Annotated in this window: 9 protein-coding genes; 6 read left to right on the forward strand and 3 right to left on the reverse strand. The window is 62.7% G+C overall.

The genetic code is table 11. The features are described 5' to 3' along the window. Positions 1 to 171: 171 nt before the first annotated feature. Positions 172 to 1,200 (reverse strand): bile acid:sodium symporter family protein, encoded by a 1,029-nt coding sequence (locus GNZ12_RS38530; protein WP_172309557.1) that lies wholly within the window; start codon positions 1,198 to 1,200, stop codon positions 172 to 174. A gap of 558 nt (positions 1,201 to 1,758) precedes the next feature. On the opposite strand from GNZ12_RS38530, the gene GNZ12_RS38535 reads away from it, so the two are divergent. From GNZ12_RS38535 to GNZ12_RS38550, 4 genes are all read left to right on the forward strand, one after another. Further along, positions 1,759 to 2,298: a hypothetical protein gene (locus GNZ12_RS38535; protein WP_328805960.1), complete on the forward strand. Its 540-nt coding sequence runs from the start codon at positions 1,759 to 1,761 to the stop codon at positions 2,296 to 2,298. Between the two features lie 525 nt (positions 2,299 to 2,823). Further along, positions 2,824 to 3,912: a porin gene (locus tag GNZ12_RS38540; RefSeq protein ID WP_172309555.1), complete on the forward strand. Its 1,089-nt coding sequence runs from the start codon at positions 2,824 to 2,826 to the stop codon at positions 3,910 to 3,912. Between the two features lie 203 nt (positions 3,913 to 4,115). Continuing rightward, positions 4,116 to 5,054 (forward strand): LysR family transcriptional regulator, encoded by a 939-nt coding sequence (locus GNZ12_RS38545; RefSeq protein ID WP_172309554.1) that lies wholly within the window; start codon positions 4,116 to 4,118, stop codon positions 5,052 to 5,054. 64 nt (positions 5,055 to 5,118) lie between these two features. Next, complete coding sequence (locus GNZ12_RS38550; RefSeq protein WP_172309553.1) at positions 5,119 to 8,757, forward strand: methylmalonyl-CoA mutase family protein; 3,639 nt, start codon at positions 5,119 to 5,121, stop codon at positions 8,755 to 8,757. A 135-nt stretch (positions 8,758 to 8,892) separates the two neighbouring features. Here GNZ12_RS38550 and GNZ12_RS38555 read toward each other — a convergent pair whose 3' ends face one another. Then, a complete protein-coding gene (locus tag GNZ12_RS38555) occupies positions 8,893 to 9,852 on the reverse strand; it encodes an NAD(P)H-dependent flavin oxidoreductase (protein WP_172309552.1) in 960 nt (319 codons plus the stop codon). A 330-nt stretch (positions 9,853 to 10,182) separates the two neighbouring features. Between GNZ12_RS38555 and GNZ12_RS38560 the strand changes: the two genes are divergently transcribed. Continuing rightward, positions 10,183 to 11,073 (forward strand): alpha/beta fold hydrolase, encoded by an 891-nt coding sequence (locus GNZ12_RS38560; RefSeq protein ID WP_172309551.1) that lies wholly within the window; start codon positions 10,183 to 10,185, stop codon positions 11,071 to 11,073. Between the two features lie 72 nt (positions 11,074 to 11,145). Here GNZ12_RS38560 and GNZ12_RS38565 read toward each other — a convergent pair whose 3' ends face one another. Then, complete coding sequence (locus GNZ12_RS38565; RefSeq protein WP_074285646.1) at positions 11,146 to 11,616, reverse strand: Lrp/AsnC family transcriptional regulator; 471 nt, start codon at positions 11,614 to 11,616, stop codon at positions 11,146 to 11,148. Positions 11,617 to 11,730: 114 nt separating this feature from the next. Here GNZ12_RS38565 and GNZ12_RS38570 point away from each other — a divergent pair, with 114 nt between their 5' ends. Next, on the forward strand, positions 11,731 to 12,630 hold the full coding sequence (locus GNZ12_RS38570; protein ID WP_172309550.1) for a DMT family transporter: 900 nt from the start codon (positions 11,731 to 11,733) through the stop codon (positions 12,628 to 12,630). Positions 12,631 to 12,751 lie beyond the last annotated feature (121 nt).

Below are 12,751 nucleotides of genomic sequence, written 5' to 3' on the forward strand. Positions count from 1 at the left end.
GTGTGCTGCTGGCGGGTTCTGCCACGGCCAGGAGTTTGCCTATGCCATCCGGCTGAGGCGACAGCGGCGGCGTTTGAGCGTGAAATAACAAAAAAGCCGCACGAGGCGGCTTTCTTCAAATGACGCTCAGGGAGGGCGCTTATGAATGTCCTGTTTGCATTGCGCGCGTATTCACCGGCGCGCGACAGCGGCGGCGGGCCGCTCGCGCGCGGCCGCGTGGGTTTCGCCGCTGGTGTCGCGAGCCCCCCAGCGTTGCGCGAGCGCGGCGCACACCATCAACTGGATCTGGTGGAACAGCATCAGAGGCAAGACCACGGCACCCACCGCATGCGAGGCGAAAATCACCTTGGCCATCGGCACGCCGGCCGCGAGGCTTTTCTTCGAGCCGCAGAAGATGATCGTGATCTGATCGGCGCGGCTAAAACCGAGCCGCTTGCTGACGAACATCGTCACGGCCAGCGCGAGCGCGAGCAGCACAACGCTGATCAACAGCAGGCCGCCGAGTGCGGACAGCGGGATCTGGTGCCACAGGCCCTCGTTGACGGCCTCGCTGAACGCGCCGTACACCACCAGCAGGATCGAGCCCTGGTCGACGAACTTCAGCACACCGCGGTTGCGCTCGATCCACTTGCCGATCAGTGGGCGCAGCAATTGCCCGGCCACGAACGGCACCAGCAGTTGCAGAACGATGTTGCCCACCGTATGCCATGGCGAAGCGCCGCCGCTCGCAGCCTGATTGGTGACGACGAGGCTGACGAGTGCGGGGGTGATGAAGATACCCAGCAGGCTCGAGGCCGACGCGCTGCACACCGCGGCCGGCACGTTGCCTTTGGCAATGGACGTGAACGCGATAGACGATTGAACCGTCGACGGCAGCGTGCAGAGGAAGAGGACCCCCGCATAGAGCGCCGGCGTGACAAGTGGCGAAAGGAGCGGCTTAAGCGCGAGGCCGAGCAGCGGAAACAGCGCGAACGTGCTGAGCAGCACGACCAGATGCAAACGCCAGTGCGTCGCGCCCGCAACGATCGCTTCGCGTGAGAGTTTGGCGCCGTGCAGGAAAAACAGCAGGCCGACCGCGACGTTCGTCACCCAGTTGAACCCGACGGCGGCCTGCCCGTGAACTGGCAGGAAGCTGGCAAAGATCACGGTGCCCACGAGGCACAAGGTGAAGTTGTCGGGAAGCAGTTTCGGGCGAGCCATGGCGGAATCTCGATTCGGTGACGCGGAAAGCAGAGGGCGCGCGCGAATGCACCGCCTCAGGCTATGGAAAACGGCTATTGTTGTTGAAAACTGATTAAATATGCAAATTCATTTGCCGAATCGATTAATGAACTTTGCGCATCAAGTCGTTGTGTCGGCAACCTTCGGGCAATGCCTGAGGCCAGTTCCAGTATTGGCGACGGGATCTGTTTGGTCTACTGCCGTTTTGACAATCCGGCGAATAATCCGGCTGGGATTCGTCATACGGTGGCGCGTTCGGCGAATCTCGATATAGCCGTTTAATCAAGCCGTTACGGGGCTTTCGCGCAAGGGCTCTGTCGCGGAAAAACGTCGCAGTAACAAGGTGTTACAACAGCGGTCGAGGCCTAACACTTTTTGGCTCGACACCCTTTGCCGGCGCCCATAAATTACTGCTCAGAGGCCATCGGGATGCCCCGCGCCGCGGCAGATACGCAGCGCTCGTGCCGGTCCCAGTACAAGTCCATCGCAGCTCGAACGGTGGGCTTCAGGCAAGTCTTCGGGCGTGTGAGTCACTTGGTGGACGGGTTGTCGAGAACGAAGCACTGGGCGTTGGGCGCGGTTATCGCTGCGCTGTGCTCGTTCGCCTACGCAAAAGTGCCGGACATGCCGCACGGCGGCGGCGGGTATTCGCGTGCCGCCGCGGGCCACGCAATGCGAGGTGATGCGCGCAACGGCGGCCATTACTTTGGCGGCGCCAATGTCAGGCCGGCCCGTAACAACGTGGCCAACAACTACGCGCGCGTGCCGCATGGCGGCGCGAACTTCGCCGCCGGCAATTACGTTAACGGCTTTGGCGGCTACAACCCGGGCATGCATCGTGTCGCCGGACCGGCCGGGTATCCTGACAACGGCCGCAGTGGCATGCAGTACGCCGGCGCTATCACCCCTGTCAGCGCGGAATCGCGCGCGGTGCCGCGGCCGCCGCCCAACGCGCCGGTTCGCACCGGCTCGATTCGCGCCGACGTCGCCCGCTATAACGAAGAGCGCGGCTCCTCCCGTGCAATGCAGCGCCAGCCTGACGATTCGCGTCAGCAGGAAGTGCCGTACCGTAACTAAATACGCGGTCCTCGTCTCACCCCTCGTCTCGCCAGATTTCCCTCCCACGCTTCGCAGAATGCGCCTTTCCGGCTTTCAAACCGGTTTGCTGCGGTATTCCGCGTCACTGCCGTTCAAAGAGCCCGCGTCAATGTGACGTTTTGACGCCACACTTTTTTGAAAACACTCGGCAGCAAACCCCCTCCCGTCGTCAAATTTGGTCGCACCTGCCGCAGCGCGTCATCCGCCTGTCATCTGAGCCGTTATCACCCAGTCGGGTGCAATGTCAGTAACGCTTTGCGCCGAACCACGAGGTCCGCGGTGATGCGGCGATGACGGCGCGGCCAGGGCTTTATCAGCGCCGATATGCGACAAAACTAATCAGACCGCTATACCCGCAATAAGCCACGATATTTTTGTCCATCAAAATGGTCCGCAAAGATGATCCTGCCCAGATTGACTCGCTGATCGCACAGACAACAACAACGGTTCGCGAGCTCCCCCTTTCGAACAGCCACACCCCTTTTGACAAAGACAGGAGAACCCATGAAAACAAGCATCAGCAGTGCGCTGAAGACCACCCTCAAGGCAACCGCGTGTGCCGCCCTGCTGGCCAGTGCATCGTCTGCTTTTGCGCAATCGAGCGTGCAACTCTACGGTCAGGTCGACGAATGGGTCGGCGCGCAGAAATTCCCGGACGGCAAGTCGGCGGCTGAGGTGTCCGGCGGCGGCATGTCGACGTCGTACTGGGGCATGAAGGGGGCTGAGGATCTGGGCAACGGCTACAAGGCGATCTTCACGATTGAAGGCTTCTTCCTCGCGCAGAACGGCCAGTATGGCCGCTTCACGGGCGACACGATGTTCTCGCGTAACGCCTACGTCGGTATCGAATCGCCCTACGGCACGGTAACGGCAGGCCGTTTGACCACGCCGCTGTTCGTGTCGACGATTCTGTTCAACCCGTTCGTCGACTCGTACCAGTTCTCGCCGATGGTATGGCATACCTATCTCGGCCTCGGCACGTTCCCGACTTACTCGACCGATATGGGCGTGACCGGCGACTCGGGCTGGAGCAACGCGGTGTCGTACTCATCGCCGAACTTCAATGGCCTGACCGCGCAAGCGATGTATGCCCTCGGCAACACGGCGGGTGAGAACGGCGCGAAGAAGTGGAGCGGCCAGGTGCTGTACTTCCACGGCCCGTTCGCGGCGACCGCGGTGTACCAGTACGTGAACTTCAACAGCGTGCCGGGCGACCTCGGTAGCTTCGATACGTCGGGCGTTCCGGGCCTGAAGAGCCAGAGCGTGGCGCAAGCCGGCGTCTCGTACGACATGAAATTCGTGAAGTTCTATGGCCAGTACATGTACACGTATAACCAGCAAACCATTTCGAGCTGGCACGTGAATACGGGGCAGGGCGGCGTGACGGTACCGGCCGGCCCGGGCTCGGTGATGGCGTCGTACGCCTATTCGCGCGATGGTGGCGGCCTCAACCAGACCCGTCAGACGGCTTCGATCGGCTACGACTATCCGCTGTCCAAGCGCACGGATATCTACGCCGCGTATATGTACGACAAGATCAGCAGCCAGTCGAGCGGCGACACTTACGGCGTCGGTCTGCGCGCGAAGTTCTAAGCGTCTGGGGTCAAGGCGAGCGACACCTGCGAGCAGGTGTCGCGTGACGCCAACCCTGCCGCACCCGGCAACACCTGCAAAGCCCACCTTCTCCGGAAGGTGGGCTTTGTCGCTTCTGGCGCGCGTTCCTACCTGATTTGCCGCCCAATTTTTGATAAACCCGGCAAAATGACGTCGATTGATTCCTGAAGCGAGCGATTGAGATGGATACCCTCGTCAGCATGAAAGTGTTCCGCCATGTGGTCGAGGTCGGCAGCTTCGTCGGCGCGGCCGAACGCATGGAGATGTCGGCGGCGATGGCGAGCAAGCACGTCATGCACCTCGAACAGCAGCTCGGCGCGCGTTTGCTGAACCGCACCACGCGGCGTGTCGCGCCGACCGAGGCGGGCCGCGAATACTACGAGCGTTTGAGCCAGGTGCTCACCGAACTCGAAGAAGCCGAGCAGGTGGTCGGTGCGGCGAGCGTCGTGCCGCAAGGGCGCTTGCGGGTGTCGTCGCTGTCGGCGTTCGGTTTGAGCCACGTGATGGCCGCCGTGGCCGACTACGCCGCGCAGTATCCACAGGTCACCGTCGACATGACCCTCTCGGACCGCGTGGTCGAACTGATCGATGAAGGCTTCGACGTCGCGATCCGGGCTTCGCCGAGCGGGCTGAAGTCGTCTTCGCTGATCGCGCGGCAGATTGCGACTGCCCATCTGGTGCTGTGCGCGTCGCCGGCCTATCTGCGCCGGCACGGCACGCCGAAGACCGTCGCCGATCTGGCGCGCCATAACTATCTGCAATACGCGGGCGTAGCGCCTCTGGAAATCGCGACCGCGACCGGCAACGGTACGCCGCGCGTGCGCCTCACCGGCAATCTGATCGTCAACCACCTTGAGGCGCAGCGCGTGATCGTGCTGCAAGGCGCGGGTATCGCAATGCTCGGCACCGAGGTGATCGGCGACGATCTGGCCGCGGGGCGCCTTGTGCCGCTGCTGGTGGACGATGTGCCGCCGCGCGAGTTACCGATCCATGTGGTCTACGCGAGCCGTCGGCATCTGTCGGCCAAGGTGCGCTCGTTTGTCGACTTCCTGGCCGAGCGGTTTGCGAACGAATCGCTTTGGCCTTCGCTCGAACAGATCAAGGCGCTGGCGGTGCGATAGGCGCCAGGCCCCATTTAGCTATACTGGTTGCCAGCACCCATACGCGTAACGATCTGGGGGAGACATGACCGATCTGTCCACGCCGCAGCGCGCCGGTGGCCACAAGCTACCCGCGGGCAGGCGTCTGCGTTTCGTCACTGCTGCTGCCTTGTTCGACGGCCACGACGCGTCGATCAACATCATGCGGCGCATCCTGCAAGCGAGCGGCGTTGAGGTGATCCACCTCGGCCACAACCGCTCGGTCGATGAAGTCGCCACCGCTGCCTTGCACGAAGACGCCGACGGCGTCGCCGTGTCCAGCTACCAGGGCGGCCACAACGAATACTTCCGTTATCTCGTCGATCTGCTGCGTGCGCGGGGCGGCGAGCGCATCAAGGTGTTCGGCGGCGGCGGGGGCGTGATCGTCCCCGACGAAATTGCCGAACTCGAACGGTACGGCGTCGAGAAGATCTATTCGCCGCATGACGGTCAGCGGCTCGGCCTGCAAGGCATGATCGACGACATGATTGCGCGCTGCGTTGAAGTCGCGCGTGCCGCTGCTGGCGCACGGGAGAGTCCGATCGGCGAGTGGGTGGCCGATTTGTCTGCGTGTGGGCTGCCGCGTTTCGAGCCGCGCGCAGCGTCGCACGTCGAGACGCGTGCCGACGATCACGTCAACGCGCACTATCTTTCCGGCACGGCGCGCCGGGCAGGCGAGAACCTCTACGTCCGCCAGATCGCGGACACCGTCAGTACTACCGACACAGTCAGCTCCCCCCGTACCGCCAGTACCGCCGAACAGCCAGACCCTGCGGGCTTCACTTTCCGCCGCCTTGCGCAACTGATCAGCGCATACGAAGCGGGCCGCGTCAAATCAGCAGAGCAGGAAATATTATCTGCCCTCGCTGAAGCGGCTGGGACCCCCGTGCTTGGCATCACCGGCACCGGCGGCGCCGGCAAATCCTCACTCACCGACGAACTGATCCGCCGCTTTCGCCTCGACTATGGCGACGCCCTCACCATCGCCGTACTGGCTATCGATCCGTCGCGCCGCAAATCCGGCGGCGCGCTGCTCGGCGACCGCATCCGCATGAACGCAATCGGCAATTGGGGCGGCGGCGCGCGCGTTTACATGCGTTCGATGGCGACGCGAGAAGCGTCGAGTGAAATCACCGACTCGTTGTCTGACGTGCTTACGCTATGCAAGGCGGCGGGCTTCGATCTGATCATCGTCGAGACGTCCGGGATCGGGCAGGGCAATGCGGCGATCGTGCCGTTCGTCGACGAATCGCTTTACGTGATGACGCCGGAATTCGGCGCGGCCAGCCAGTTGGAGAAGATCGACATGCTCGACTTCGCCAGCTTCGTCGCGATCAACAAGTTCGATCGCAAGGGCGCGCAGGATGCATTGCGCGATGTCGCCAAGCAGGTGCAGCGCAATCGCGGCGACTTCGCGAAGGCGCCCGGCGCGATGCCGGTGTTCGGCACGATCGCCTCGCGCTTTAACGACGACGGCGTGACCGCGCTGTATCAGCACGTTGCCGAGGCGCTGCGCACGCACGGCTTGCGTTCAGGCGGAGGCCGTCTGCCGGTGCTCGACCACCTGCGTTTTTCGAGCGGCCGCAACGCCATCGTGCCGCCTGCGCGCGTGCGCTATCTGGCGGATGTCGCGCAGACCGTTCACACGTACCGCGAGCGTGCCGACGCGCAAGCACGCGTGGCGCGTGAGCGCTGGCAACTCACCGAAGCGCGCCGGATGCTCGGCGAAGCTGATGCGGGCACAGGCACAGGCACAGGCACAGGCACAGGCACAGGCACAGGCACAGGCACAGGCACAGGCACAGGCACAGGCACGGGAGGTCCGACCGCGAACGCCGCAGCGATTCCAAGTGCAGCTACAGCGACTCACCTCCTCACCCAACTCGACACACTCATCGCCCAACGCACCGCCGCCCTCGGCGAACGCGAACGCAAGCTGCTCGAAGCGTGGCCGCAAACCGTTGCCGCCTATTCCGGCGACGAACACATCGTCCGTATTCGCGACCGCGAAATTCATACCGCACTCACCGTGACGACACTATCCGGTTCCGAGATCCGCAAAGTCGCGCTGCCGAAGTTCGTTGACCATGGCGAAATCCTGCGTTGGTTGATGCTCGACAATCTCCCCGGCTACTTTCCGTTCACGGCCGGCGTGTTTCCATTCCGCCGCGAAAACGAAGATCCGACACGGATGTTCGCCGGCGAAGGCGACCCGTTCCGCACCAACCGTCGTTTCAAACTGCTCTCCGAGGGCATGCCGGCCAAACGTCTTTCGACGGCGTTCGATTCGGTCACGCTGTACGGCGAAGAGCCGCACGAGCGGCCCGACATCTACGGCAAAGTGGGCAACTCGGGCGTCTCCGTCGCCACGCTCGAGGACATGAAAACGCTCTACGACGGCTTCGATCTGTGCGCGCCTGAGACGTCGGTATCGATGACGATTAACGGCCCGGCGCCGACGATTCTCGCGATGTTCTTCAACGTCGCGATCGATCAGCAGATCGCGCGCATGGCGCAGCAACAAGACCATCCGCTCACGGAAGACGAACTCGCCGCTGCTCGCCGCACCGCGCTGGAGAACGTGCGCGGCACGGTACAAGCCGACATCCTGAAGGAAGACCAAGGCCAGAACACGTGCATCTTCTCGACCGAGTTCAGCCTGAAAGTCATGGGTGATATTCAGGCGTACTTTGTCGATCACGGCGTGCGTAATTTTTATTCGGTGTCGATCTCCGGCTATCACATCGCCGAGGCGGGCGCGAATCCGATCTCGCAGCTGGCCTACACGCTTGCGAACGGCTTGACGTATGTCGAAGCCTATCTCGCGCGCGGCATGTCGATCGACGACTTCGCGCCGAATCTGTCGTTCTTCTTTTCGAACGGCATGGACCCGGAGTACACGGTGCTCGGCCGTGTCGCGCGACGCATCTGGGCCATCGCCATGCGCGAACGCTACGGCGCGAACGAACGCAGCCAGAAACTCAAGTACCACGTGCAAACCTCGGGCCGCAGCCTGCATGCGCAGGAGATCGACTTCAACGATATCCGCACCACGCTGCAAGCGCTGATCGCGATCTACGACAACTGCAATTCGCTGCACACCAATGCATTCGACGAAGCGATCACCACGCCCACCGAGGATTCGGTACGCCGTGCGGTGGCAATCCAGTTGATCATCAACCGTGAATGGGGTCTCGCGAAGAATCAGAATCCGAATCAGGGCAGCTTCGTGATCGAGGAGCTGACCGATCTGGTGGAGGAGGCGGTGCTGGCGGAATTCGATCGACTCACCGAGCGCGGTGGTGTGCTGGGCGCGATGGAAACCGGCTATCAGCGCGGGCGCATTCAGGACGAGTCGATGCTGTACGAGCATCGCAAGCACGACGGCTCGTATCCGATCGTCGGCGTGAACACGTTTTTGAGCACGCATCCGCATGAAGCGCCGCAGCCGATCGCGCTGGCCCGCTCCACCGACGAAGAGAAGCAGAGTCAGTTGAAGCGTCTACGCGATGTTCAGGCGCAGCACCGTGACGCAGCGCCCGCGGCGCTTGAGCGCTTGAAGCGCGCGGTGATCGACGATGACAACGTGTTCGCGGTGCTGATGGACGTCGTGCGTGTCTGCTCACTCGGGCAAATCACGCACGCGTTGTTTGAAGTGGGCGGGCAGTACCGCCGCAATATGTGAAGTTCAGGCGTGTTGCCCGTATGCGAGACCTGCATGCGAGGCAGGCTTAAGAGGCCGCGTACAACGCCCGAGTGTGAGTACTGGACATGCTGCGGCGTCAGAATCGAGCCGCAGCAAAACGTCTTAACCAGGCATTTACCGCGCGATGCCGAGCCGCGCTTTCGCGTCGTTATATTCATTCGTCAAACGCCGAACCAGCTCGCCGACGCTCGGCACGTCGTCCATCAGGCCGACGCCCTGACCTGCGCCCCAGATGTCCTTCCACGCCTTCGCCTTGTCGCTGCCGAAGTTCATCGCGGTCTTGTCTGATTCCGGCAGCGCGTCCGGGTCCAGCCCCGCGTTCAGGATACTTTCGCGGATGTAGTTGCCGTGCACGCCGGTGAACAGGTTCGTGTAGATGATGTCCGACGCCGTGGAATTGACGATTGCCTGCTTATAGCTGTCGACCGCGTGCGCTTCCTGGGTCGCGATGAAGCGCGTGCCCATGTAGGCGAGGTCCGCGCCCATGGCCTGCGCGGCGAGAATCGAGCCGCCGTTGGCGATCGAGCCGGACAGCACGATCGGGCCGTCGAAGATGCGCCGCACTTCGCCGACCAGCGCGAACGGCGAGGTCGTGCCCGCATGGCCGCCGGCACCCGACGCCACCAGGATCAGCCCGTCGACGCCCGCTTCCAGCGCCTTCTGCGCATGCCGCAGGTTGATCACGTCGTGCAGCACGATACCGCCGTAGCTATGCACCGCGTCGACGATCTCACGCGCCGGTGCGCGCAGGCTGGTGATGAAAATCGGCACCTTGTGTTCGACGCACACACGCACGTCGTGCTCGAGCCGCGTATTCGACTGATGGACGATCTGGTTGACGGCGATCGGTCCGATGATCGCATCGGGGTTAGCCGCCTTATGTTCGGCGAGCTTTGCCTGAATCTGCGTGAGCCATTCGTCGAGCAGTTCGGCCGGGCGAGCATTCAGCGCGGGGAACGAGCCGACGATGCCAGCCTTACATTGAGCCAACACGAGATCGGGATAGCTGACGATGAACATCGGCGAAGCGACGACGGGCAGCGCGAGTTTTTGCAGGACGGCGGGCAATGCCATGGTGCGAGTCTCCTGATGAGCGGACCGGTGCGGCCTTGAGCGCCCGGCAATAATGAGTTTAGCGGCACATGGCCGGTGGTGCGTCGAGACAGACTAGCGTCATGCTGCCGCCACGATCTCACCCCGCATTCGTCATACATTTGCCATGACCACGCGAAATTTAAGAACGGTCGTTCGATTATAGGCGAATCGCGACGGTCGCGTTCGTTAGGCCCGTTTAGAACAGTTGGAAGGAGTGTTCAGTTTCTATGCTTGCGTGGGCTATCCCACCCCGCATCGACACATCGGGCTCCTACAATGCTTTGACTCCCAAACGACAAGAGACCCGCTATGGCCTTCGAGGATTTCACGCCCTTTCGCGTCGCCGTGGGCGACGTCGATATTTTCGGAGTGAAGGGTGGGGCAGGGCCGCCCCTCCTGTTGCTGCACGGTCACCCGCAGTCGCATCTGATCTGGGAGCGGTGTGCCGCGCAACTGGCCGAACATTTCACGGTCATCGCCACCGACTTGCGCGGCTATGGCGCCTCGGGCAAACCACCAAGCGACGCCGATCACACTCCTTATTCCAAACGCGCGATGGCGGCCGATCAGGTCGCCGTGATGCGCCACTTCGGCTTCGAACGATTCCTGGTGTGCGCGCATGATCGCGGCGCCCGGGTCGCGCACCGGATGGCGCTCGATCATGCCGATGCCGTCGAGCGGTTGATGCTGCTCGACATCGCACCGACGCTCGCGATGTACGAAGCCACCGACCGCGCCTTCGCGACGTATTACTTCCACTGGTTTTTCCTGATCCAGCCGGAGCCGCTGCCGGAGACGCTGGTTGGCGCGAACCCGGCTGCGTATGTCGATGCGGTGATGGGCAGCCGTCACGCGGGCCTGGCGCCGTTCGCGCCCGAAGCGCTTGACGCGTATCGCAGCGCGCTGGCGCAACCCGGCGCCGTGCATGCGATGTGCGAGGACTACCGGGCGTCGGCGAGCATCGACCTCGAGCACGACCGTGTCGACATCGAGCGCGGCCACAAGGTCGGCTGTCCGCTGCGTGTGCTGTGGGGAGACAAGGGGGTGATCGAGAAGTGCTTCGACGCGCTGGAGGAATGGCGCCACGTCGCGCGGGACGTGAGCGGGCGTTCATTGTCGTGCGGGCATTACATTCCTGAAGAGGCGCCAGACGAACTGGTCGCGGAAATGCTGTCGTTCTTCGAAGCGGTAGAGCAGTAAGGGGTTTCGTTCATCCGCAATGCGGCCGCCGCTCGTTCCGGCGCGAGGCGGTGCGGCCGCGCGTTTTTTTGCTTAGCCTAGCGGTGGCAAGCGGCGCGCAATCGGCGTCGACTTGACGATTGCCGTGCTGGTCTCCGCGCGCTCGGTGATCTTCGCCAGAATCTCGTCGAGCTGGTCGATCGAATGCAGATACAGGCGGCAGATGAAGCAGTCGTCGCCCGTTACCTTGTCGCATTCAACAAACTCCGGAATCCGCCGGATCACGTCTTCCACCAGATGCAACTGCCCTGGCAAGGGCTTCACGCGCACGATTGCCTGTAGCGTGAAGCCGAGCGCGCGCGGATCGATCTGCACGGTGAAGCGCTCGATCACGCCTTGGGCTTCGAGCCTTCGGACGCGTTCGGCGGTACTCGGCGCCGACAGGCCAACCAGGCGCGCCAGTTCACTGACCGGCTGGCGGGCGTCCGCCGCCAGCGCGGCGAGCAGTGCGCGGTCGGTTTCGTCGAGTGTGGCGGGCGTGACGGGAGCAAGGCGTTTGGTCATGGTGGCCTTCGATTATTAGGTTTCCTCGTGGGAAGACTTAAGTTTAGCCATGTATTCGATCGGTCGAATTAATTACACTGCTCCTCATGCAGCAATCAATTCGAGGATCGAATCATGGCGTCAAATGAGATTCGCCGCGGCGCGGCGGAAATGACCATGGCCATGCTAATGTCCGGCACCATCGGCTGGCTGGTGGTGTCGTCGCAGCAGAGCCCGTTCAATGTGGTGTTCTTTCGGTGCATCTTCGGCGGCGCGACGCTGGCGCTTGTGTGCGCCGTGCTCGGCCTGTTCAGGCGCAAGCTCTTTTCGTGGAAGATGCTCGGCCTCGCGCTGCTCGGCGGCGCGGCGATCGTCATCAACTGGGTGTTGCTGTTCGCGGCTTATTCGCGCGCCTCGATCTCGATGGCAACCGCCGTCTACAACACGCAGCCGTTCATGCTGGTCGCGCTCGGCGCGCTGGTGTTTCGTGAGCGCATCAGCGCGTCGACGGTGGCCTGGCTGGTGATCGCGTTTATTGGCCTCGTGTTCGTGGTGAAGGTCGAGCCCGCGGTGCTGGCCGTGCCGGGTCAATATCTGACCGGTGTCGCCTATGCCGTGGGCGCGGCGGCGATGTACGCGGTCTCGTCGATCATCACGAAGCGCCTGAAGGGCACGCCGCCGCATCTGATTGCGCTGATCCAGGTATTGCTCGGTGTCGTGATGCTGGCGCCGTTCGTGCGCTTCGATGCGCTACCGACTAGCGGCGTGCACTGGCTTGAGTTGATCGTGCTCGGTATTGTCAACACGGGGCTCATGTATGTGCTGCTCTACGGCGCGATCCAGAAACTGCCGACCTCGATGACCGGTGCGTTGTCGTTCATCTATCCGGTGGTGGCGATCATCGTTGACCGGGCCGCGTTCGGGCAGAAGCTTGCGTGGATTCAGGTGCTCGGTGCGGTGCTGATCCTGCTCGCGGCCGCAGGCGTGAATCTCGGCTGGCGGATCGTGCCGCAGAAACGTCTGTCCTCGACCTAGTGATTGAAGTGCCGGTCAACCGGCCGGCAATAGTATGGATTCCGGAGCAACCGGCGCGCTGCCTTGTTTGTGTCAATGAGCAATGATGGTCAGCCCGCACGACTACGAGGCTTCGTAGCGT

The organism is Paraburkholderia solitsugae (genome assembly GCF_013177695.1).
Lineage (GTDB): Bacteria > Pseudomonadota > Gammaproteobacteria > Burkholderiales > Burkholderiaceae > Paraburkholderia > Paraburkholderia solitsugae.